The sequence below is a fragment of the Tenacibaculum piscium genome, assembly GCF_021390755.1.
Taxonomy (GTDB): Bacteria; Bacteroidota; Bacteroidia; order Flavobacteriales; family Flavobacteriaceae; genus Polaribacter; species Polaribacter piscius.
The window spans coordinates 1-23925 of sequence record NZ_JAJGWR010000009.1 but is presented as its reverse complement, the minus strand read 5'-3'; the positions used below and the strand labels follow the sequence as shown (position 1 = coordinate 23925).

Annotated in this window: 18 protein-coding genes and 2 pseudogenes; 12 read left to right on the top strand and 8 right to left on the bottom strand. The window is 29.8% G+C overall.

Features of this window, described 5'->3' with window-relative positions; all coding sequences use genetic code 11:
- Window positions 1-573 precede the first annotated feature (573 nt).
- Window positions 574-1260 (top strand): annotated as a pseudogene (locus tag L0U72_RS11005) (transposase); the annotation flags it as partial.
- A gap of 39 nt (window positions 1261-1299) precedes the next feature.
- Here the strand turns inward: L0U72_RS11005 and L0U72_RS11000 are convergent.
- Entirely contained in the window at window positions 1300-6471 is a 5172-nt protein-coding gene (locus L0U72_RS11000; RefSeq protein WP_233899242.1) for an N-6 DNA methylase, read from the bottom strand.
- Window positions 6472-7028: 557 nt separating this feature from the next.
- Here L0U72_RS11000 and L0U72_RS10995 point away from each other — a divergent pair.
- The gene (locus tag L0U72_RS10995) at window positions 7029-7439 is read left to right on the top strand and encodes a hypothetical protein (protein ID WP_233899240.1); all 411 of its coding nucleotides are present in this window, start codon (window positions 7029-7031) and stop codon (window positions 7437-7439) included.
- Between the two features lie 243 nt (window positions 7440-7682).
- On the opposite strand, the gene L0U72_RS10990 is transcribed toward L0U72_RS10995, so the two are convergent.
- The 7 genes from L0U72_RS10990 to L0U72_RS10960 all read right to left on the bottom strand — a co-directional run bounded on the left by L0U72_RS10990 (window position 7683) and on the right by L0U72_RS10960 (window position 13382).
- Window positions 7683-8126 carry a DUF1896 family protein gene (locus L0U72_RS10990; RefSeq protein ID WP_233899238.1) on the bottom strand — a complete coding sequence of 148 codons (444 nt, stop codon included), beginning with the start codon at window positions 8124-8126 and terminating at the stop codon, window positions 7683-7685.
- A gap of 87 nt (window positions 8127-8213) precedes the next feature.
- The gene (locus L0U72_RS10985; protein ID WP_233899236.1) at window positions 8214-10283 is read right to left on the bottom strand and encodes a type IA DNA topoisomerase; all 2070 of its coding nucleotides are present in this window, start codon (window positions 10281-10283) and stop codon (window positions 8214-8216) included.
- A 3-nt stretch (window positions 10284-10286) separates the two neighbouring features.
- Complete coding sequence (locus L0U72_RS10980) at window positions 10287-11672, bottom strand: DUF3945 domain-containing protein (protein ID WP_233899234.1); 1386 nt, start codon at window positions 11670-11672, stop codon at window positions 10287-10289.
- 95 nt (window positions 11673-11767) lie between these two features.
- Complete coding sequence (locus tag L0U72_RS10975) at window positions 11768-12064, bottom strand: helix-turn-helix domain-containing protein (RefSeq protein WP_233899232.1); 297 nt, start codon at window positions 12062-12064, stop codon at window positions 11768-11770.
- 3 nt (window positions 12065-12067) lie between these two features.
- A complete protein-coding gene (locus L0U72_RS10970; RefSeq protein ID WP_233899230.1) occupies window positions 12068-12394 on the bottom strand; it encodes a helix-turn-helix domain-containing protein in 327 nt (108 codons plus the stop codon).
- A gap of 144 nt (window positions 12395-12538) precedes the next feature.
- The gene (locus L0U72_RS10965; RefSeq protein WP_233899259.1) at window positions 12539-13147 is read right to left on the bottom strand and encodes an RteC domain-containing protein; all 609 of its coding nucleotides are present in this window, start codon (window positions 13145-13147) and stop codon (window positions 12539-12541) included.
- The gene (locus tag L0U72_RS10960) at window positions 13137-13382 is read right to left on the bottom strand and encodes a hypothetical protein (protein WP_233899228.1); all 246 of its coding nucleotides are present in this window, start codon (window positions 13380-13382) and stop codon (window positions 13137-13139) included. Before L0U72_RS10960 ends, L0U72_RS10965 begins: the two co-directional genes overlap by 11 nt.
- Before the next feature lie 352 nt (window positions 13383-13734).
- On the opposite strand from L0U72_RS10960, the gene L0U72_RS10955 reads away from it, so the two are divergent.
- The 10 genes and pseudogenes from L0U72_RS10955 to L0U72_RS10910 form a co-directional block, all read left to right on the top strand.
- Complete coding sequence (locus L0U72_RS10955) at window positions 13735-15675, top strand: hypothetical protein (protein WP_233899227.1); 1941 nt, start codon at window positions 13735-13737, stop codon at window positions 15673-15675.
- Window positions 15668-17404, top strand: a complete 1737-nt coding sequence (locus L0U72_RS10950) for a hypothetical protein (RefSeq protein WP_233899225.1) — start codon at window positions 15668-15670, stop codon at window positions 17402-17404. Before L0U72_RS10955 ends, L0U72_RS10950 begins: the two co-directional genes overlap by 8 nt.
- A gap of 1122 nt (window positions 17405-18526) precedes the next feature.
- Window positions 18527-19216 (top strand): hypothetical protein, encoded by a 690-nt coding sequence (locus L0U72_RS10945; protein WP_233899223.1) that lies wholly within the window; start codon window positions 18527-18529, stop codon window positions 19214-19216.
- Between the two features lie 376 nt (window positions 19217-19592).
- Window positions 19593-20051: a helix-turn-helix domain-containing protein gene (locus tag L0U72_RS10940; protein WP_233899221.1), complete on the top strand. Its 459-nt coding sequence runs from the start codon at window positions 19593-19595 to the stop codon at window positions 20049-20051.
- 20 nt (window positions 20052-20071) lie between these two features.
- Window positions 20072-20254: a hypothetical protein gene (locus L0U72_RS10935; protein WP_233899219.1), complete on the top strand. Its 183-nt coding sequence runs from the start codon at window positions 20072-20074 to the stop codon at window positions 20252-20254.
- 24 nt (window positions 20255-20278) lie between these two features.
- Window positions 20279-20845: pseudogene (locus tag L0U72_RS10930) on the top strand (IS3 family transposase); the annotation flags it as partial.
- Between the two features lie 119 nt (window positions 20846-20964).
- Window positions 20965-21819 carry a LytR/AlgR family response regulator transcription factor gene (locus L0U72_RS10925; protein ID WP_233899217.1) on the top strand — a complete coding sequence of 285 codons (855 nt, stop codon included), beginning with the start codon at window positions 20965-20967 and terminating at the stop codon, window positions 21817-21819.
- A 119-nt stretch (window positions 21820-21938) separates the two neighbouring features.
- The gene (locus tag L0U72_RS10920; protein ID WP_101916488.1) at window positions 21939-22757 is read left to right on the top strand and encodes an alpha/beta hydrolase; all 819 of its coding nucleotides are present in this window, start codon (window positions 21939-21941) and stop codon (window positions 22755-22757) included.
- A 5-nt stretch (window positions 22758-22762) separates the two neighbouring features.
- On the top strand, window positions 22763-23404 hold the full coding sequence (locus L0U72_RS10915) for a DUF2306 domain-containing protein (RefSeq protein WP_233899216.1): 642 nt from the start codon (window positions 22763-22765) through the stop codon (window positions 23402-23404).
- A gap of 200 nt (window positions 23405-23604) precedes the next feature.
- On the top strand, window positions 23605-23925 hold a 321-nt coding region (locus L0U72_RS10910), incomplete at its 3' end, for a helix-turn-helix domain-containing protein (protein WP_233899214.1).

The following is a 23925-nucleotide window of genomic DNA, read 5'->3' as shown; positions in this document are numbered from 1 at the left end:
AATATTATCTTTGAGTTTAATGAAAAAGTTTATAGACAAAACAGGTATTCGAGTTTTTTTTATGAATTAAATTTACCACAACCAGATTCAAATAGAGGTTATTCTCCTAATCATATTGTAGAGTCCTTTTGGCTTAGTATTTGGACAGAAGCCTCACGCTATATTCATTGTGATTGGCTTGGATATGACAAGATTTTGAAATCGATTTTTTGTTGGGATTAGATGCCATCACAAAGCACCTATAGTCGTTTTTTTGGTAAATTTTCACAAAAAATAAATATAGAAGTCTTCCCAAAATTACAACATTGATTTTTTGATCAAATTAATGTAGATAACATTACTATTGACTTTGGTAGTACTGTAATAACACGTTATGGAGAGCAACAAGGAAGTGCAAAAGGCTACAATACCAACAAGAAAAGTCGTAATTCTCATCATCAACTAATGGTGTTTGTAAATCAAACCAAAATGGTAGCTAATGCTTGATTCAGACCAGGAAACACAGCAGACAGTATTGGTTGTAAGGCATTTATGTAAGAAACCTTTAATGAGGTTCTAAAAGATAAAAAAGTTGGTTTAGTACGTGCTGATAGTGGTTTTTACATCGAAGAATTAATGAGTTATTTAGAAAGTGAAAAGCTCAACTACATCATGGCTATGAGAATGTACCCTACTATAAAAAATACAATAGGAGGCTTACAAGAATGGGTTCAATTAGCTAAAGGCATTAAATTAAACCAGATCAAATTTAAACATGAAAATGGAAAACTAAAAAGATATATCATTGTTAGAAAACAAGTTGAAACACGACCTAAAGCAGGAGGTAAAATGCTTTTTGAAAACATACCTGGCTATCGATATAGTTGCTATGTTACAAATTTAGACTTGCCTTTAGATCAAGTTTGGAACATTTATAACACTCATGCTGACTGTGAAAATAGAATCAAAGAACCAAAACAAGACTTTGGGTTAGAAAACTTCTGTTTGAAAGACTTTTGGGCTACAGAAGCCTCTTTTATATTCATAATGATAGCCTACAACTTGATGAGTTTATTTAGATATTTCACTTTAAATCAACACAATAAATCAACCTTAAAAACTTTAAAAGTCTATTGCTTTGCATTTGGAGCTTGGAGGATAAATCATGCCAATAAAAAGGTATTGAAAATCTCATTACATGCCAAAAGAAGACCTTGGTTAGACGGTATTTTCTCCCAAATCAAAAATACTAGCCCTCCTTTTGATCATTCTATTGCATAATGCGGGTTAAACCAAAATCAACTACTAACCTCAATTATTTCATATTTTATATCTCTCATTTTTAATATCTATGTACTCATTAACATTACTGCAACTTAAATCGTTATCCTCTTTCAAGCCCTCTACCTCAACATCAAGCGTTATTTCAGCTTGAATTTTCCGTTCCAATACCTCTAATTCCGATTTTAATTCTTTTAAATTAGGTTCTTTACGCCACTCAGAATCCACTACTTGGGTAAGTATAGGGATTTGCACCTCATTTTCTCGTAACTTCTGCTGCTCTTTTTCTAACAATGATGGAATTTTATACAATGCATTTAAAAAATTAGAGGAAGCTAATTTAAGGTCAGAAGCCATCAGTCCGTTGTTGTATGTGTATTTTATATCGCCACTACCTAGTACAAAAAAACGGTTTTGTATAAAATCAAATCCATCTTTCATAGAAGCTTCGGTTTTTACAAGTAAATGAAAGCCATATAAACTACCAATACTACGATATTCTCCTCTAGTATTCATTTCTTTTGATAGCTTGTTTAATTGCTTACCAATAGCCTCTATATCGGTAAAATTAAAATCTTTTAACGTAATGGGGTTTAAAATAGTTCCTTCTTTATCCTTTTGAAGATTCGTTAAAAACTGTTGCTGGTCGGAAGCCAATGCTGTAATTCTTTCTTTACCAAGCACTACCAAGTTGGTAAGATTTTTCAATTTGTTTTTAGAACTCCATTTAGAACTATGAAATGCCTTCCGTTCACTTTCTAAAGCGGTGATTATCTTTTCTAATTTCGTTTTTTCTAACAGATCGGTATTACCAGATAAAATGGCTACATATTCAGAGAAATTCATTCCCGATTTTTCGTCCATACTACCCTCGTCAATGGTTCGTTTTCCAAGACTATTTTTCTTTAATTGGTCTATAAATAGTTGCTTGTTGTGTAGCAAATTGAATTTATAGCTATCCAATGATTTTTCTACAGCATAAATAATGACATCTACTTTATTATCTGCAAAATGTTTCGCAATTTCATTCCCTTTTCTTACCGCTCTACCATCACGCTGTGCCAAATCACTGGGTCGCCAAGGCGTATCTAAATGATGAATGGCAACAGCTCTTTTTTGAGCATTTACGCCTGTACCTAACATTTCCGTAGAACCAAATAATACCCGTATTTTTCCTTCGTTCATTTGCTTTATAAAGTCCTTTCGAGTACGTAAATTTTTAGCTTCTTGAATAAACCGAACTTCATTTGGAGGAATCTGATAATCTTCTACCAATTTTCGTTTAATTTCTGAATATGGTGTCCAGATATTGGGCTTGTATGTTCCTAAATCTGAAAACACAAATTGTGTTCCTTTTTGTGCTTGAAATTTGTAATAATACTCACTAATTTTTTTCGCACAATGCGATGCTTTATTATCAATATGATCGCTATACTCTTGTGAAATCAATCGCATATCGAGCGACATTTTTCGTGCATAATTGGTAGCGATTAACATTTTAGCTTTTTCTTCTTTTTGCGAAAGTGGTGCTCTTCCTAATAATGTTGCATCTCCTGTTTTAGCAAACTGCATTAATCTATGTATGAAATCTTCCTGTTCGGGGGTTGGTGGAATAGTATACAATATTTCATTTTTTTCGGGTCGGTCAATTCCAATATCTTTTGCTGTTCTATAATCTGTTATTTCTGAATAGAACTGTGCCAATTCTGGAACTTTAATAAAATATCGAAAACGTTCTTTTTGTACAATACTATTGATTACTGAAAACTCATAATCCGTTGTTTTTTTCGCATAAATAGCCGACCACGCATCAAAGCAATAAATATGTTGTTTTTCAAGAGCTTTCGGACGTAAATATTTAAACAATAAATACAATTCCGTCAAGGAATTAGAAATGGTGGTACCTGATAAAAAAGTAGCTCCTAAATCTTTGCCTGTACGTTGTTGAATGGTTCTAATGGCAAACAATAAATTCAATGCACGCTGACTACCTTGTGAATTACCCAATCCTGCCACTCGATCGTGACGTGTATTGAATATCAAATTTTTAAATTTATGACTTTCATCTACAAACAAATGGTCAATCCCCATTGTTTTAAAATCCATCATATCATCTTTTCGTTGTTCAATATCATAGGCTAATGATTTTAGTTTTACCTCTAAATTTTCTTTGCGCTTATACATCCCTCGTATCATACCTCTTGATACTTCTTCGCCTTGTTTTTCTAAAAGCCATAAATTTGTTTCTACACTATCTAATTCTGCTTGTAGAATTTCTTGTTGTACTTCAGCAGACTGTGGAATTCTTCCAAATTGATCGTGAGTTAAAATAATAGCATCCCAATCATTATTTTTAATAGCTCCAAAAATACGCTGACGTTTATTAGGTGTGAAATCTTGCTTTCCAGGATATAAAATCTTAGCATTTGGATAGGCATTTCTGTAGGTTTCTGCTATTTCGTGTACATTGGCTTTCAATCCGATAATCATAGGTTTATTTACTAATCCTAATCGTTTTAATTCATAGGAAGCACAACACATAACCAAGGTTTTGCCTGCACCTACTTCGTGGTCACAAATTGCTCCACCGTTATTTTTAATCATCCAAACAACATCTTTTTGACTATCGTATAAATCATCAATACCTAATCTTTTTCTATCCAATTCTGGAAAAGTTTGATGGCTACCATCATAATTAGGGCGTACAAAACAGTTAAACATAGTGTTGTATAAATCGGTCAAACGTTCATTAAATTCAGGATTTTGTACCTGTAACCAATCTATAAACTCGCTTCTTATTTCATCAATTTTACTATTTGCTAGTTGGATAGCTTCACTATCTGAAATTTTGACTTCCTTTTCATCAACGGTTATTTTCTTAGTGATTTTTGGTGTAGTATTTACCAAGGCGTGTTTAAACAAAGCGATACCATCATAGTTTCGGCTTTCGCTTTTTACATTGTATTTATCCCAAATGGTTGCATTTTTACGCTTGCAATTCACTGAAAATTCATCGCCATTAGGCGAATAATGAATACTAACATCGGTATCTAATAAATGTGAAGCAAAACGACTGTATATGCCTGTGGGAATCCAACGTTCGCCAAGATTAAAGTCTAATTCTTCAAATTCAATACGCCGAGGAAAAACGTCTCGCAATGCTTTTAAGGAATCTTTTGCTTGGGTATCATTCGCATTTTCATTTACATAGGTCTCTAGTTGTTTTGCTTTTTCAATAACATTTCCTGCAAGAAATTGGTCTGTAACTTGATATTCTTTTTCTAACGGATGATAAAATATTCGCCCTTTTAGTGTTGTTTTTAATTCCAATTCTGAAAACCCACTAATTTCTTGCATATAGGGAATATCTACCTTTGAAAAGGTGTTAAGCGAAGCACTTAATGCTTCATTAGGGGTTTCAACTTCAGTAACTTCATTCGGATTGAATGCAACAGGGCAATGAAAAATATCGGCTTTACGAAAAGTTTCTCCTTGACTACGTTCCAAGTATAAAATCTCATTACCAATCGCATCCATTTTTAGCAATTTTATGGAGCTGTTACTGTTTAAATATCCGTTTTCTTTTGTAAAAATATCGTAATATTGATTGAGTTGTTCTCGTAGTTTTGGGTGCTCAGTTTGAGTTTTTAATTCTTTTTGATACAACTCAAAATAAGTATCTCGTAGAGGAATATACCTTTCCATTTCTTTTTGTTGTAATGAGTTTACATACAAAGGGTGAAAGGTTGGATTTTGTGGAAATGATTTTAAATAACCCAACTTATTTTCAAAACGTACCAAACAGCCTTCTTTGTAATGTGGTAAAATTTCATCTAAAAAAGGTGTTGGTTCTTCTGAAATTTTAGGTGGTTTTTCTACCCTTTTAGAGGTAACTTCTGATTTTTGGTTTTTGGTTCGTGTTGCTTTTTTGGTTTTGTAATTTGGATTGCGTTCTTCCTCTGTAAAATTGAATAAATCGTACAAAGTTACAATCGATTCTTCTTGATTGTTAATTGGTTCTTTTCGAGGTTTTATATTTGTAAAAAGTGTTTTTTGTTGTTTTTGAGATTCTTGCAAATACAGATTTTTATTAAAATTCGCTTTTATATCCTTTTGTAAAATGGAAGCAAAATCTTCGGCAATTTTAACAATACCTTCGGTGTGTAAATGAATAATAGCAGGTTGCCCATACGGGTCGGTATCTATAAAACTGTTGTTCGCAACAATAGTATCAAACGATTGAAACAAACGACTGTTTGAGATGCCTTTTTCTGTTTTGTAGCTTTCAATAAATCCTTGTTCGATTGCTGATAATGTTTGCTTTTTATTGTCTTTTTGAAGTAAAATAAAATCACTTCCTACTTCTGTTCCTGCATTATCTACAAATAAATTATTGGGTAATCTAATGGCGGATACTAGATGCGTGTTTTCTAACAGTTTTTTACGGATAGGTTCGTTTCTACCACTATTTAAAACACCTTGCGAAGTAATGAACGCTAACAATCCACCTTCCCGAAGTGTGTCCACAGATTTTAAAAAGAAATAATTATGGATGCTTTTAGAGGCTTGCACACGAATTGTATCCTTACTTTTTGAAAAATCGGAGTCAAAAATACTAATATCTCCAAATGGAATATTGCTACTTACCACATCAAAATAATTATGAAATCGTTTGTCTATCGTTTCAAATCCTTGGGCATTTACCGTAATATTTGGATGCGTGTATTGCAACATTTTTGCAGTAAGTAAATCCTTTTCAAAGGCTACAGCATTATTATTTCCCAATGCAGATAAAAATACCCCCATACCTGCGGATGGGTCTAAAAAACGATTAATAGTAATATCATTGTCTTTTAGCGTTTGTCCTAATTTTTGCACGAGTTCGTTTGGAGTATAAAAGGCTGTAAGTACACTACTTCTGATGCTATTTATATAGCGTTTGTATGTTTTTTCATCAGTAGTATTTTTTTGTAAAGTTCTATGGAGTTCACTAACTAATGGAAATAAGTTTATTTCAGAATTAGACCAGTGTACCATATCACTAAATGAATTAGCGGGATGGAGTACACATTTTAATCCGCCAAAACCTACATATTTTTGTAATACTTCAAGTTCTTTTGTATTGGCTTGTCGTTGTGTTTTTTCGAGTATTAAGACAATTTTAATAGCCTCTATATTATTTTGAAGATGCTCTTTTTTTGAAAACCCCATAGTTATTAATTGATAATTTTTAAAATTATCAATTAACTATGTTCAATTTTATTTAGTAAACCTTTTGGCGTTGTTTGGCGGTTTTAAGGGTTGATTTTACGTTCTGTTTAGAAGATGTATCTTTCTGAAATTTCTAAGTAATCGAACAGGAAACATTACCAATCCAACAGTTATAGAAAGTAAAAATTTTACGATAAAATAGATTAACCAACCAACAAGAGGTAAAAAGAGAAAAATATTAGGAGTGATATAAGTTAATGTTTTCCATCCTGCAATTAAAGCTCCTCCCAAATAAAATCCTGAAACAACTAAAAATACTTTTTCAAAAATTCTACCTTTTAAAAGCGAACTATCTACAGGTGTGTAAATTTGTAATAACGAGTTTGTTTATGGAAAGTTGCGGTTTTGTGTGCGAGGATTTTCCAACGGAAAATCAGAAGTACATAAAAACGCAACGAACTTTTAGTTAAGCACTAATTTAGCAATTTTTTATAAACGGTGTTGGCTACTGATAAAAAGCCACATTAATTTTGATAAAAATTAAAATACATACATCTATGAAAGCGAAAGAATTATTAATACCAAGATTTGAAGTTATTGAAACTTACCCAAAAGGTAAATTTAAAAAAGGAGATTTATTAGAGAGAATACCAAACGCAACAAATAATTGGTATAACCATAATAAATCTTTAATTGATGCAGAAATACTATTAGAAGACATTGAAAAACATCCTCATTTATTTAAAAAACTTAATTGGTGGGAAAATAGAAAAGTAGAAGAAATGCCAATGAAATTAAAATCTCTTTGCAATAAAGATGCTATAGATTTTGATTTGGAAAAAGAAGAAGTTTTTCTAATTGTTAGTTGGGATATGAAAAATAAATATGGCTTTCTTACAAGTGTAAAAAGGGAAATTTGTGATTTAGAAATATTTGCACCTGAATATGGATATATACCAGTTGATTAGCGTATTTGAGTGGGTGGCTTTTTATTTGTTGCCAACAGGTAATATAAAACACAACCAAAAACAAACATTAAAAATAATTCTTTGTAAATCTCCTTCTTTTGAGATTGTTTTCTTTGGCTATTACATTGGATACAAATAGGAAAAGTATAAAGGCTTGCACATCCATTGCACAAACCTTTTTGGCAGTCTTGACAAGAAGCTACTGCATTTTCTTCTGGGTGATTAAAACAATTCATATACTTATTAAATTACCAAATGCTCATCCATCCAGAGCTGAATAGTTCCTGTTAATTCTGTGTACAATGAGGCGTACATTTCATCATCTTCAAAATCCTTATCTAATTTGTATTGACTAAATATAGATTGACAAATTGGATACATTTTTTCTGTAAACGAGCGTAATTCGTTATCAGGAATATCTCTATTAAATTCTTCACAAACTACATTAAAAAGCATATCCATTTTTGAAAATGGCAAGTCTGAAAATAAAACTTCATTAGCCTCGTAAGATGCCTCTAAATGATTATTACCACTCTTAATGGCATCTGCATACATTTCTGTTGCTAAATTTCCCTTTACAGTTATAGATTCTTGGTCTTTAGCTAATTCAGGATAACTTTGATTTAAAAATTCTTGTAAACGTAGCTGGAAATATGATAAATCTCTTCTTTCTGTTGTTGTTTCCATAATGGTATAGTTTAAAATGAGAAAGTTCAGGTACTAGATACTAAAAAATTGAATACCAATACTACTATAAACGATATTTTTAAAGATTTATTTTCGCCTTTTTACAGGAAATTCAAAAGTAGTTGCGCCACCAAAACCTAAGACCAAATATGCATCAAAAGTATTATCCGCTTTACTCTTTAAGCTTTTTAATAATGGACTTTTACCTTTCTTTAATAAGATTCGAATAGCGTTTTTAGTCATTGTTTTACCACAAATATTTCTGAATAGTAACCACTCACAAGTATCATCCATACATTTGGTGACTTTCGGAAATATTTTAACAGATAATTCTTTACATTTTGGGCAACATAAAAGTTCCTTTTGAATCGTTTTTATTTCAGTCAGTAAAAGTTCTGCCGTTATTTGTTCCGTATATACTTCAATCGCTTTTTGAAAGCTATCTACATTCATTTCGCCTTTTTCTATATTGGCTAATGATTTTTCCCATAAACCTGTCATAGCTACATCTGCTATACGTTTGTCTTTTACAATAGCATATACTTGCAATCCTTTTTCCGTAGGAATAAGCGATTTTTTTTGACGTTCCATATAATCACGTTGAAATAGCGTTTCGATACTATTTGCTCGTGTTGCTGGTGTACCCAACCCTACGTCTTTTATTGCCAATCGTTCTTCTTCGTTTTCGATGGTTTTACCCGCATTTTCCATTGCTGATAATAATGTAGCTTCCGTTAATAATGGTTTGGGTTGGGTTTGTTTTTCTAATAAAGAACTATTTTTTATTTTTAATGCTGTTCCTTGCTCTATTTCAGGAAGTTTTTGATTATTTCTTTGCTCAAAATGCCCTCTGACACCTCGCCAACCTTCCGAAATAATAACCATACCATTAGCGGTAAATAGTTCTTTTGTCACCTTACATTTTAGATCTGTAATTTCTTTAATACAAGGCCCTGAAACGGATTCTAATAAACGGAAGGCTATTAAACCGTAAATAGCATTTTCTTCTTTCGTTAAATTAATTGGAATGTTTTCAGTAATCAATAATGCATGATGATCCGTTATTTTTGCATCATTTACAATACGTTTTTGTAATTTTTGTAAACGTAGTTCTTTAGCATATTCCTTTAAACTTTCATTTTTTTCTAAACTTCGGATTAATTCTGGAATACCCTCCCACATATCTTCTGAAATATAGCGACTTCCTGTTCTAGGATAACTTATCAATTTATTTTCATACAACGATTGAGCAATAGCTAATGTTTTTAAAGCTGATAAATTAAACTTTGTATGTGCTTCTTTTTGTAAGCCTGTTATATCGTAGAGCAAAGGAGGTTGTTCTATTTTTTCTTTTTGTATGACTTCAACTACTGTTACCGATTTTAAAACATCTAGAGTTTCTATGACCGATACTGCTATTTTTTTATCAGAAAAAGAAGTATCTGATTGCGTATAAAACTTGATGCCATTTACAGTATGTTGTAATTGGATTTTCCAATAGGTTATTGGTTTAAAGTTTTTATTTTCCAAATAACGCTTACAAACCATTGCCAAAGTAGGTGTTTGTACTCTTCCTAAAGAATACACACCATTATTCGCTTGAATACTCAATGCTTGTGTTGCATTGATTCCTACTAGCCAATCCGCTTGATTACGAGCTTGTGCTGCTTGATACAACCTATCATAATTATGACCATCTTGTAAATTCTGGAAGCCTTCAGCAATAGCTCTATCGGTCAAGGAGCTAATCCATAGACGTTCAAAAGGTTTTTGACATTGTAAATACTGATAGATATATCTAAAAATCAATTCGCCCTCACTACCTACATCGGTTGCTACTATGATTTTATCGCAACGCTCAAATATTTCTTTAATAATTTGTAATTGCTTAAAAGCTCGCTTATCAACCTTATAACCATTTCTAATTTTTATTTGTCGAGGAATCAATAAAAAACTAGTAGGAATAATAGGTAAGTTTTCTTTTTTAAACCCCTGAAAACCATAGCTTTCTGACATTGCTAATCCTACTAAATGTCCAAATACCCACGTAATGGCATATCCGTTACCCAACCAATAACCGTTTTTACGCTGGGTAAGCCCTAAGTGTACCGCTAATTCGTCCGCTACACTGGGCTTTTCTGTTAATATTGCTATCATCTTTTATAGCTTTTTACCTTTTGGTTTATTCGATTTTTCTTCTGGTTTTTGCGCTTCCCCTTTACTGGTTTCTTGTCCGACTTTATCTTCTTTTTTATTCGGGTTTTTAAATGAAAAATCTACGCTACCCTTGTTTCCGTTTAACTTCAAATAGCCCTTGTAAGCCTTTCCTTCTTTACTCACAAAACCATCTATATAAATGGTTTTTCCATCTTTTAAAAGTGTACGTTGGTCTTTAGTCAATTCCTTACCTCTAATCATTTTTGGAATTTCTCCCGAAGGTGTATTCTTTTGTTTTTGTTGTTTATTTTGAGTCGGTTTATCAAAAATAAATTCTACATAACGTTTATCGGCATTGAACTGCACCGTAGCATTAAATTCCTTTCCTTTACTTGAAGTCATCCCTTCTAAATACAAAGATTTACCTTCTTGTAGAGATTGTTTTTGCTCGTCACTTAATGTAATTCCTTTAATTTCATCAGGAATTTTAATGTATTCGATTTTTAAGGCGACCAATTCATTAGTCAGTTTATCTACACTAACAATAGAAGGAATCATTTCGCCTGTTTTTAGGTTTTGTAAATCAACCACACGTCCCATATTTCCTGTATATTTAAGATTTTTCTTATCTGCATCACTAAACTCGTGTCCGAAAAAAGGATAGTTTAGCATAGGCTCTTTACGGATGCCATGAATTGCCATCGTAACCTTTCCTTCATTGTTTTTTTGCAAGGATAAACGGGCATCTAATCGGCTAAAAGCAGTATTAACATTAAAACTAACAGGAACTAACTCATTGGTTCTATAGCCTTTTAATAAACCATCTAATAAGTTTCGTTTTTCTAAATTTTCTTTGGTAATACCCAAATTTGATAAGGTTTCCCAATCAATATCTTTTTCTTGATAACGATAGTCACTTTGTTTGTTGGTGTTTTCTGTTTTCTTTTCTTCTCTTTTTGGTGTTACTGCCTTACTTTCGACCTCTTGATTTTTTGCTTTTGTTGTCATTTGTGTTTCCTTTTTTAAATTAAATTTTGTGGTATCTATTTCATGATGTTTCATCATATCACGCATTGCTTTTGTTGGGTTTTTTAATTGCTCTTTAAAAACTTTTACTATTTTTTCTACTTGCTTTTTAGGCACTTTAAAAAATCTAAAACGTGAAGGGTCTTTTGCTTGACGGAAATAATTCGAAAAAAAATTAGAAAGCATATCACCGTGCTTATCTACTTTTAAAAAATCATTTTGATTTGCTTCTTTAGGGTCGGTAGTTTCTAAATTTCCATTTTTATCCAACCCTTTTACTGCTCGAATTTCTTTTTTTTCTTGGTCCAACACCAATAAAATATCCGAAAACTGTTCCGGTAACTCTTGATTTGTTTCGCTCATATTCTTTTTATTTTATGATTATTAATCAAAAATAAGAGGAGAGAAATATTAAAAATATAACCTTTATCTATTGACGTTCTTTGACTTACCAAAACCTACTTTGGCGTTACGGGATGTTTAAATAAGGTTTTGATAAAATGATTGATATCTGAAAGACGGTAATACGTTTTTCCGCTAATAGCGTAGTAAGGAAGTTTTCCTGATGAACGATAACGTTGCAGCGTTCTTGTACTTATTTTTAAAATAGTCAGTACATCTTGATTGTCTAATAATTGTTCCCCCTCAATAACATTTTTTTGACGCTGTAAGCGTATTAATTTTTCATCCAACAAATCAAATCGGTCTTGAATACGATCCATCCACGCAAAAAATTCTCTTCTGTCTAAATTCATAACCTATTGCTTTAAATGACGTTTTGCTTGGGTAACTAATGCTTCGATATAATCTTCTTTTGATGCTACAGCACGTTTGTCTAATAATTCTTGAATTGCTCCAATGGTATAAAAATATTGTCGCCTATTTTCTGAATAGGTGATTTCGCCTGCTTTACGCATTCGAGTGAGTGTACGAGAACTAATTTTTAGATAAACACAAACCTCATGATGATTGAGCCATACGTTTTTGTATGTCTCTTCTTCTGGTTTTTCGAAGTAATTATGGATAGCTTCAATTTGAGATTGAAGTTGCTTCCATACTTCGGATTGTAATGTGATAAGTTCCATCGCTTATAAAATTAAAATGATGGGGCAAAGATGAAGTGGTTCAGGAAGTATTATTGCCAAGGGCTTGGCAATGGGTAGTTGTTTTTAAAAAAAATCAGTCATTTAAGAAAGACTGATTTTTAATCTACGATGTGTTTTTGATATTTATATATCACCTTTATTCAAATGTTTTGTCAAAGCATCTTTTAATTGGTCTAAAAATATAGTTCGGCTTTGAGTTCTGTATTTCATTTTATGGTATGCATGATGAATATCCCCAAGTTTCATATTGAATATTTTCTCAAAAACAATTGCTATGGTGCGAATATTAGTTTGTGGGATGATATTCGAAATAGATAAGGCATAAATTAATTCTATCATAGAATTTTTAGAACCTCCCCAATTTAATTTTTGAATATCAAAAGATTTATTTGTCTTGATAAGAGCTATTTTAGACATAATATAAGAACAATATTTTTCCTCTCCTAACAATAATGAAAATATACAATCGTAGCAGGTAGTAAATTTTAAATCTGTAAATACAAATGAATTTCCTACACCACAAGCAAAATCTTTATTTCCTCCTCTTGTAAAATAGTCCCCATCTTTATCTGTTCTTTTTGCTCTAATATATTCTTGAAAATATCTTGCCTTGTTACATCCCAAATTATTCTTTGAGATTTGTTTTAATGAACGTTTGTAATGAGTGATTAAGCATTCTTCATCTCCGATTGGACAGGAAACTTCTACTTTATAAACATAATTATAGTAAATTAACAGTCCTTGTATTTTGGGTTTTGTTTCTTTTAAAAAATGCTATTTCTTCTTTAACATCTCTAAAATCATTACGTAATACTTCATCTTTTAAGGAACTTAATATTTCCTTAAGGAATAGAATCATTTGGTAAGATACTTCTATTATGGAATCATACATTTTGCTGTTGAGCTCATTTTCCTTTTGGCTTATCTGCTTAAATATTTCTTGGTGATTTTTCTTTTTATTATTCATTTTAAACATTTTTAAATTAGACCTTAAAACGCTTAAAATGAGCTTCTTATTTTTTCATAACTTATTTAGTTTTTTTATATATTAAAACCTTAACTTTGTAATGAAGTTATTTGAAATTCAATGAAAATGGGAGTAGTTAGTTTCGTTACTAAATCGTTACCTATTTTTTTTAATTCTTCTGAAATACTCGTAAACAAAGGCTTTTCATAATTTTTGTGACCTCCCTCGCGAATTTTCTTGGTTCGTGTTTTATTTACTAACTTTATTGCTTAAAACACGCAACTTTCCTTATACAAACACGTTGGCGGTAATGTAAAACCAACCTCAAATTGAAAAAGAGAATACTGAATTTATGGACAAAATTATAAGCTCGTTTATCGATTCAGCTATCCAACTGAAACAACTGCAATTTTCACCCAATGAGACTGATTTTGACAAATTATTATTTGAAAAAAAAATTCTCAAACTAGAAAACGATAAAATATCTATAGCTGATTTTGATTTAATATCTTCCTGCTTCTTAGAAAAATACAAAGAAAAATTAGATTTTAAAATAAGTGTTGAGTTTCAAATTAACATAGATTTTATAAAGGACATTAAACAAGATTTTACGAATAATAAATATATTCCTGATTATCATATTTTAGAAAAGGAATTTTGGAAATTCATAATAAAAGAATCCAATACTATTTGGAATTGTAATTTTAATGAACACCTAAAATCATTAGATAAAGACAATAAATCTGATAGAATATCCGATTTCACAAATGCATATTCCTGTCTTTTACCATCACTTAATTTGACAAGTACAGTAATATTTGATAATGCACTTATTCAAACTGAGCTAACAAAAAGTGATGCACACTATAATGTTGATTTAACCGCTGTTTTAAATGGTATAAAGAATAAATGTAAGGCTGACTATGACATAGGTCTAGAATTATTAAACAAATCTCTTTCAGTAACTGAGGACAAAGAAAACCTAATATCCTACATAGTCTCTGGGTTATATGAAAATAAAAACATTGAATTCTATGATTCTGTCTTGAATGATTTGATACAAAAAGAACATAAACTAAACGCTATTTTCTTTGGATTATCAAACATTTCAAAAATTGAGATTAACGAATGTGAATTATTTATCAAACTGATAAATAATAACAATAAGAAGAATTTATTAATTATTTCCGTGCTATCACTTGTATTCTCTATTCTAAAATCCAACAATACAAAATATCACGCTTTTTGTTTTGAAGAATTAAAATTAGCTATTGAAAATGAAAAAGCAGCTTACTATATCTTAAACAATTTAAACATAGTAAATAATTATAATAAAGAAAAAACTGAGATTTTAATCAAACTAATAAATCAAAATTATTTTTCAATTGAGAAATATATAAATCCGATAAGTAATGTGTTTTGGCATTTAAAAGAATTTGATTCATTTAAAAATGTTGTATTAAAAATAATTGAACAGAAACCCTTCGAAAAATTCATAAAAAGCTTTGAATCATATTTCCATTCTGTAGATAAAATTGAATTAGACAAATTCACAATAGACCTTTTAACGAGCAACCTAGCTAGTAAAAGAACAACAGGTATTGAAATTTTCAATCAATTGTCAAATTATAATGCTTATCGTTTTACGTTTAATATTTTAGAACTACCATATATTTCACAATATAAATTGTGGATGTCTTTAACTCAGGACTTTCACGAACCTAAAAATAGATTAATTGCTTTACTTCCATTAATTGGTTCTAAAAGTGAATTAATTAAAGAAAGCTTTTTATGTAAACTAGAAGAAATATCGGAAGACTATGGAGGTCACGTAAGTAAAGTATTGGAAGACAATCTAAACAAAGATAATCCTAACTATAATTTAGTAACTAAAAGGATTAAAAATTATATTGAGGATTACTACGGCAAAAACATTGATATAAAAAATTCTGTATCTGAATTGAATCCCTATCACACACACTATAAACATATTAAATTGTTCGATGAATTATTTTCTAAAAAGATGAGTAAATCAGTAGATAAAGGTGCAAGAGAAAATAGTCTTCTTTCAATACTAGGAACAAACACAGTACAATTATCTAAAGGTGGTGGTTGGCGATTTGGGGCAAATAAAGAAATATCACAATTAGGTAAAGTTGGCACTAGTTTTACAATGCCTAGAAGTTATTTTGTAAATCCAAATAAATATGAACTTGAAATAGGGTTTATTGTTAGTCAAGATTGGACAGATGAAGATTTTGTAGAAATTAAAAACTGTCTTGAAAATGAATAGCAATAGTATAATAGTACGTGAATACCTCGCTTCATTAAAAGAAGATTCAGAATTAGATTATCTATTTCCAATTCTTCTAAACATTATGGGTTTTAGAATTATTCAGACTGCAAAAGAATCAAAAGGGCAATCTCAATATGGTAAAGATATTATTGCAGTAGGTAAAGATGAAAATGGAATAAAACATAAATGGTACTTTGAATTAAAAGGATATTCTGACAAAGATATAACTCAAGCCAATTATTCAAAAGCAGATGGTATAAGAGAATCAATAATTGAAGCCAAAGATACATTTTTCAAAGATTCCACTATTCCAGGTTTCAACGATTTACCTATAAAAATAGTAGTTGTACATAATGGAGTTTTGAAAACCAATATAAGAGATACTTTTGAAGGTTTTATTTCTAGGGAATTTAAAGAAGGGGAATTTGAACGTTGGGATATATACTATCTAACGGATATTTTTAGTAAATACTTGTTTAATGAAAATTTACTTTCAGATGAAGCAAGTAATAGATTATTTAAAAAAACTTTAGCTTTTCTAGATTCACCTGACAATGAATATTTAGAATTTAAAGAATTAGTAACTATTCAATTTAATAAAGTTGAAAACATAAAAAGCAGAGCTTTTAAAAAACTATTTGCAACATTAAATCTCTTAAATTCTATTATCTTTCATTATAGTAAAGAAAACAACTATCTAGTACCTGCAAAAGAATGCTCAAAGTTTTTAATTTTAAAAACTTGGAATTGGATTTTAGAAAACAATTTGCAAAACAAAAAACCGGTAGTTAAAGAGTATAAAAAATTATTAAAAGGTCAATTTAAAATATTTGACAAGTATTTTCAGAAAACATTTTCTATTGCAAAAATTGAAAATGGTTTATATTCTGAGTATGGTGCCTTCTATGAGAAAATTGGTTATCCGATAAGATGTTTTGAATATTTAGATGATATCATTTATTATTGTAGATTAAGAAGTACAGTATTTGAATCTAAGCAAATTAAGCGTCTTAAAAACAAACAAAAAGACTTACTAATTGAATTAATAGATAATAATAGTGGATTCAATCGACCATTATTTGATAATCATTCCATACCAATAATTCAATTGTTTCTATTTTTTTCCGACAAAAACTGTCTTAGACAAAAAGACGTTGCATTCTTGGGTGGATATTTCCAACTTACTATAGCAAATCTTAGAATTGAAAAATTCAAACACAATAGACTGCCTGAATTACATAACAGGATTAATCCAATAATTGAATTTATTGCAACTGGAGACAAACCAGATGAATATTGTGACAGCTCTTCAATTTTACTTGCAATATTATTAGAAATCTGTGTTGTATTTAATTCAGAAAATTTATTCAAAGAAATACTGTCCTTTATAAATGATAATTTAAGTTTACAAATAGTATCAATTGATTCTAATAAATATAATGTTGAGAAATTACTATTTGAAAAGCATCTACACAATGAATATTTTGTTGACTGTATTGAAAGAGTTCAAGATGGTTTAAAATTATTAAAGAACGAAGCTGATTTTAATGAGTTTAAAAAATCAGTTATAGAAAAAAAAGAAACAACAAATTCATACGAAACTGATATTTTGGGACTTTCTTGTATTAGATATTTAGCGCATAGTTATTTTAAAAATGAAATTTTACCTGAGGAATGGAGAGATTTAATTAGCGAAAAACAAAACACTACCGCCAACAACGTATAAAATTAATTGCTAGGTTCTAGCCTACTTACGAAAGTCCTCGCGGACTTTCTATGTGTGATTTATTTGCTAACTTTAGTGCTTAAACCACGCAACTAATCTTATACAAACCGTTGTAAGTAATTCGCAAAAATTACGCAATTAGAACCTGATTTTCAAGTAAATACAGAAATTTAAAAATATCGGTAGAAAAATATTACGAATAAAATTTAGAATCTATAAATACTTGAATTTACTCTAAATATGAAAATAAAATTAACCGAATTATTACGTGAAATTTGAATTTATAACGTTTGTAGAATTGAGAAAAATACAGAATAGAAATTGCAAAATTTACGCAAAATCTGAAAATAAAATCGACTGAATTATTATTTAAAATATGAATTTATAACGCTTATAGAATTGAGAAAAATACAGAATAGGAATTGCAAAATTTATGCGAAATCTGAAAATAAAAATGACCGAATTATTATGTAAAATCTGAATTTATAACGTTTGTAGAATTGAGAAAAATACAGAAAATAAGAATTCAAAAATCACGTAAAATCTGAATTAAAAACTTGTCGAAATTACTCAAATGTTGAATTAAGAAATAGAAAGTTAAATCAGAATTATAAACTGAAAAAAAACAAACTACTTACAACAACGTATATAAAAAATGCTTAATTTGGTCATAATACAAAAGTCAGTGCCGTTTTGCTACATCTGATTTTCCTGCGGAAAATCCTCGCACACAAAACAGCACTTTTCATATACAAACCGTTAGCAACAATTAGTACGAACAAAAAACCACACAGAATGAATCAAATTTTAGACGTTATTTTAATCCTAGGAATCAAACTAGTCCTTTTAATTGGATTTATACTTTTAGTAAAGTTATGGCTTAAAAAAAAGAACAACTTTATACCTGTAATTACTTATTGGATTTTAGGTCTCTTCTTCGTTTTTATGATGTCTCATCAAATTGCAGAATGGTTCTTAATGCAATTCTATTATATAGAAAATCACCTTACGAGAGACAAAGATTCAATAGGCTCAATAAGTGCAATAATTGGACTTGTAATCTATATTTTTGTAGGTGTAAAATACTTCAAAAGAAAAAAAACTTTATAAATAAGCCCTAAAATGAAGTATAAAATTCTAATCTTTCTTTTCGTGTTTTTATTAGTTTCTTGCAATTCAAAAAGTTCTAAGCCAAAGAACATTGATTCAGGTTTTGAAAAGTCTTTTAAAGAACAAAACGAAAACACATTTAACGAGCATATAGATTCAATAACAAACATATATTCCAATTTTAAATATAATGTTGCGTACGACGGTCCTGATAAATGGAATTTTGATACTGGTGTTTCTGAGCATACAATTTATAGAACTTACGAATCAGATAGTGCAATTACATTTTCAGTAAATGTTATTGAAGTTAAAAAGAATTCAATTAAAAAAAATAAAAACTTGAATATCTGGACTTTATATCAAGAGAATAAGGAACAAATGGATAAGCCACTTACTAAGTTACTTGAGGAACAATTAAATACCAAAGTAGAGGGATTTAAAGCAACCAAAGCATATTTAAAAAATAATGTTGCCTTAAGAAGAACTTTAAACTATATGATTAGAAATTTGGATTATGAATACGATAACACAGTAGTACAATATCAAGTACTCATTGATAATTTAACTTTCACATTTAGCCTTGATATACCAACAATGTTCTATAAAGAAAATCCTTATTACTACGAAGAATTATTTAATAATGTCTATTTCTTAAAAAACGGTGAAAGACTTAATCAACTTATGAATAACCAAAACAAATGAAAATATGTCAACACAAGCCTTAGCAAATGAAATCAGTTCATTGAACGAAACAATTAGTGGATTAATTATGGAAATTCAATACTTACGGAATGATTTGGAGAAAAATAGAGATGAGAGTGAATCATTAAGGTTTAGGCTATCCGAATTAGAATCCACAATGGAAAGGAATTAAAACTGTTGCTAACACCGTATATAATTTATTGCTAGTTCTAGCCTACTTACGAAAATCCTCGCGGATTTTCTATTCGGTTTTTATTTGCTAAATTAGGTGCTTTAACACGCAACAAACCATATACAATAACGTTAGCTTTCATTAACAAAAAGAACTTTACTGAAATAGGTTGACTAAAAATTCATCAATTATTGATAGTCACTTATGAAATTACAAAAACAACCCTGGCGAAAAAAAACGTACGAAAAAGTAACATTAGAACTCAAATTATTCATCGTTGACCAAATTCAAAATGGTCAGATCTCTACAAACTTTGCTGCCAAAAAATATGATGTTCCTAGAACTACTATTGCATATTGGATTAGAAAATATACTACCTTAGCTCAACAAAATAATGGTATGAGTAAATTAGATGAGATTAAAAAACTAAAGGAACGAATTGAAGAACTGGAGTTTGTAAAAGACTTTCAGCAAGATATTATTGCAGATATGGAAATCATTACTGGAGTCGATATGTCAAAAAAGTCGTTGCCCGAAACATTAGCAAAAGAGATAGAAATAAAGAAGAAAAACATTTTAAAAGAAAATGGTTCTATCAGTGTTTTGGGATTAGTAAACAAGCCTTCTACAAAAGAATTAAAAAACAAGAAAACAAACAGTTAAATGATAAAAAACTAATTAAAATGGTGCAACAATATCGTAAAAATGTAGGTTCTAAAACTGGAGGAATTAAACTCTATACCGAATTGAAAAACGATATGGTTAATCAGAATATTAACATAGGTAGAGATAAGTTTTACCGATTTTTAAGGCTTCATAACTTACTTATTCCTAAAAGAAAAAACTATGTAACAACAACAAATTAAAAACATCTTTTTAGAAAATATAAAAACATTGTAAAAGACCACGTTCCTACTCGACCAGAGCAACTTTGGGTAGCTGATATTACATACATCAAAACTGAAAATGGACACAACTACTTAGCAATCGTTACTGATGCCTATTCCAAGAAAATTATGGGATATAAACTCGATAACCACATGAAGACATCACTTTGTACCGATGCGCTTGCTATGGCTATTAAAAATAGGGAATACCCTCATGAAAAACTTATCCATCATTCTGACAGAGGATTCCAATATTGTAATCCTAAATACACTGAGTTTGCTGAAAGTAATGGAATTATAATGAGTATGACGGAACAATATGATCCATACGAAAATGCTATTGCTGAAAGAATCAATAGAACTTTAAAGTACGAATATGCTTTAAAAGAAATAATTAAAAACACAGCTATTGCTCAAGAAATTACAAAACAAGCGGTAGGTATATACAATAATTTAAGAACACATTTTAGCCTAAATTTAAGAAAACCTGCGGAAGTACATTTAAATCCGAATATAAAATATAAATCATATCGAAGAAATAATGTAAATTTACACGAACTAACAATTTAAAAACAAAGCTAGTTCAAATTATTTTTTGCATTATAAACCGCTAAAAAAATAATTTGAACGATATAAATTAATCTAAAAAAAGGTCAACCTATATCAGTATAATACAAAAAAACACAGAAATGACAAGAATCCTAAAAAAACCTTATCCACTAAATTTATATTCATGGAAAAAAGCAATCACTTTTGGAATTTTTATTACACTTTTTCTTTTTGCTTTCCAACCCTTTGGTTTACACATTTTTGATACCAAACATAAAATATGGATAATCCTAGGTTATGGTTTTTTAACTTTCTTTGCTGTTGGCTTTAATCAACATATATCACCTCTTTTATTCCCTGCTATTTTCAAGGAAAAAAAATGGACAATTTTTTTTCAAATTATTTGGTTGCTTTGGAATGTATTTTTAATTACTATCCTTAATTATTATTACTCTATTTACGTTATAGATATTCCAAATGACTTATACATTTTTCTACATTTTATTCTTTACACCTTTGTTACAGCGATTATTCCTCTTACTACTTTAACTATTGTATCACATAATAGAAAGTTAGCAAAAAATTTAAATCAAGCTTCCGTACTAAATAAAGAATTGATTAATCAGGTTAGCAAAAAAAAGCCAAAGGGGGAATTACAACTCTTTGCATCAAATCGCAAGGATAAGATTAAAACAACGGTATCTGATTTGTTGTTTATTGAATCCATTGGCAATTATGCAACTATTAGGTGGGTTGAAAATGAAGGAATTAAAGAAAAAACAATGCGCAACACTCTAAAAGATATTGAAAAACAACTAGAAAATTTCGATTCTATATTTAGAAGCCATAAAGCTTTTATTGTAAATTTAGATCAAATAAAAGAAGTAAACGGAAATGCCCAAGGTTATAGATTAGTTCTTAAAAACGGAAAAATTCAAGTGCCTGTTTCTAGAAATTACATTAAATCATTTAACGCTAAATTGGGCAATATCTAGAATATCTCATATCAATAATGTAACTTATCACAAAGTCGTGTGCTTTGTCACAGGCTTATTGTCTACATAGGTTTTTGTTCTATCATTGTTAAATATTTTAACTTAAAAAATACACAGATATGAACAAAATTTTAATTATTACGATTACATTTCTTGCGTTATGTAATACATCAAATGCACAATTCGATGAGAAATTTTATTTTCCTTCTAAAGATTACTCTATAAATGAAACTGTAAATCACGAAGATTTATTTTTTGAAATAGATACTGTAAAAATTCACACACTATGGCTTAAACCAAAAAAAGAAACTCAAACTTCCATTTTATTATTTATAGGTGCTAGTGGAAATGCTTCTAAATATACTCCTATTGCAAAGTCTTTTCTTTCTCTAGGGTATCAGGTATTAATATTTGAGCCTAGAGGATATGGTCTTTCATCAGGTGTTCCTAAACACATAAATGTAATCTCAGATGCTCAAATAGTATTTGATAGTTTATTGAAAAGGAGAGAAATTGAAAACACCAAAATTGTAGTTTATGGAGCTTCGCTAGGTAGTCAAGTAGCTACTCATCTTACCAAAAATAATCAAAACAAAATTAGTGGATTAATTATAGATGGCGGTATGAGTTCGTTTACAGATATAGCCTTGTCACAAGCACCTGAAACTCAAAAACCAATGATACAACAATATCTTACTTCACCTTATTCAGTAAAAGAAGACATAAAAGAAATAAAAGATTTACCCAAATTAGTTATTCATAGTATAGAAGATAAAACTGTTCCATTTTCCCAAGCAGAATTAAACTACAAAAATGCTCAAAAACCTAAAGAATTTTGGATACATAAAGGTGGACATCTTCAAGCTTTGAGAGAAGATAATATTGCTTATATTAAAACTATAGGTGAATTCATAAACAATTTAAACCAAATAAAATAATGTTTATGGAGATTGAAACAATTGCTAAAATATTAATTTATTACATACATGCTCCAATGGGTGGAGTTGCTTTATTAGCTGGTGGAGTTGCCCTTATTGCAAAAAAAGGAAATAGTATTCATAAAAAAGCAGGTCGCATTTTTTACTACGCTATGCTAATTTCTGCATTAACAGCTTTCGTAATATCTGTAATGCCGAATCACGAAAGTCCTTTTTTATTTTCCATAGGTATGTTTAGTACTTACTTCTTGATCGGAGGATATAGAAGCTTGAAATTCAAGAATAAAACCCACAATATATTTCTTGATAAATTAATTGCTATAATTATGGTTATTACAGGACTAGTTATGATTATTTATCCTATTATTTTTGATAAAAACATTGATATTGTATTACTTGTATTCGGACTAGTGGGCATTAGTTTTGGTATTAGAGATATTCGTTTATTTCAAAACAAAAAATTGTTAAGAGAAAAGTGGCTAAAATTACATATCGGTAAAATGACAGGTGGGTATTTAGCCTCTATAACAGCATTTTTTGTGGTTAATCAGTTTTTGCCATATTTATTTAATTGGCTTTTACCAGGAGTAATTGGAAGCATATATATAACTTATTGGATTAAAAAGCTTAATCGGAAAAATCTGTAGCTAACACTCTGTATAATTAATTGCTAGTAATCGCTTACTTGCCAAAATTCTCACGAGCTTTCTTGGTTTGTATTTTATTTACTAAATTAGGTCCATTGAACAACGCAACAAACCATACACAATCACGTTAGGCACAATAAAAAAACTGAACTTTACTGAAATAGGTTGACTAAAAATTCATCAATTATTGATAGTCACTTATGAAATTACAAAAACAACCCTGGCAAAAAAAAACGTACAAAAAAGTAACATTAGAACTCAAATTATTCATCGTTGACCAAATTCAAAATGGTCAAATCTCTACAAACTTTGCTGCCAAAAAATATGAAGTTCCTAGAACTACTATTGCATATTGGATTAGAAAATATAGTACATTAGCTCAACAAAATAATGGTATGAGTAAATTAGATGAAATTAAAAAACTAAAGGAACGAATTGAAGAACTGGAGTTTGTAAAAGACTTTCAGCAAGATATTATTGCAGATATGGAAATCATTACTGGAGTCGATATGTCAAAAAAG

Excerpts from the sequence above, each read along its gene's own strand:
- L0U72_RS11000 (WP_233899242.1), bottom strand. The coding sequence starts at position 6,471 with ATGGGGTTTTCAAAAAAAGAGCATCTTCAAAATAATATAGAGGCTATT.
- L0U72_RS10995 (WP_233899240.1), top strand. The coding sequence starts at position 7,029 with ATGAAAGCGAAAGAATTATTAATACCAAGATTTGAAGTTATTGAAACT.
- L0U72_RS10990 (WP_233899238.1), bottom strand. The coding sequence starts at position 8,126 with ATGGAAACAACAACAGAAAGAAGAGATTTATCATATTTCCAGCTACGT.
- L0U72_RS10985 (WP_233899236.1), bottom strand. The coding sequence starts at position 10,283 with ATGATAGCAATATTAACAGAAAAGCCCAGTGTAGCGGACGAATTAGCG.
- L0U72_RS10980 (WP_233899234.1), bottom strand. The coding sequence starts at position 11,672 with ATGAGCGAAACAAATCAAGAGTTACCGGAACAGTTTTCGGATATTTTA.
- L0U72_RS10975 (WP_233899232.1), bottom strand. The coding sequence starts at position 12,064 with ATGAATTTAGACAGAAGAGAATTTTTTGCGTGGATGGATCGTATTCAA.
- L0U72_RS10970 (WP_233899230.1), bottom strand. The coding sequence starts at position 12,394 with ATGGAACTTATCACATTACAATCCGAAGTATGGAAGCAACTTCAATCT.
- L0U72_RS10960 (WP_233899228.1), bottom strand. The coding sequence starts at position 13,382 with ATGAATAATAAAAAGAAAAATCACCAAGAAATATTTAAGCAGATAAGC.
- L0U72_RS10955 (WP_233899227.1), top strand. The coding sequence starts at position 13,735 with ATGGACAAAATTATAAGCTCGTTTATCGATTCAGCTATCCAACTGAAA.
- L0U72_RS10950 (WP_233899225.1), top strand. The coding sequence starts at position 15,668 with ATGAATAGCAATAGTATAATAGTACGTGAATACCTCGCTTCATTAAAA.
- L0U72_RS10945 (WP_233899223.1), top strand. The coding sequence starts at position 18,527 with ATGAAGTATAAAATTCTAATCTTTCTTTTCGTGTTTTTATTAGTTTCT.
- L0U72_RS10940 (WP_233899221.1), top strand. The coding sequence starts at position 19,593 with ATGAAATTACAAAAACAACCCTGGCGAAAAAAAACGTACGAAAAAGTA.
- L0U72_RS10935 (WP_233899219.1), top strand. The coding sequence starts at position 20,072 with ATGGTGCAACAATATCGTAAAAATGTAGGTTCTAAAACTGGAGGAATT.
- L0U72_RS10925 (WP_233899217.1), top strand. The coding sequence starts at position 20,965 with ATGACAAGAATCCTAAAAAAACCTTATCCACTAAATTTATATTCATGG.
- L0U72_RS10920 (WP_101916488.1), top strand. The coding sequence starts at position 21,939 with ATGAACAAAATTTTAATTATTACGATTACATTTCTTGCGTTATGTAAT.
- L0U72_RS10915 (WP_233899216.1), top strand. The coding sequence starts at position 22,763 with ATGGAGATTGAAACAATTGCTAAAATATTAATTTATTACATACATGCT.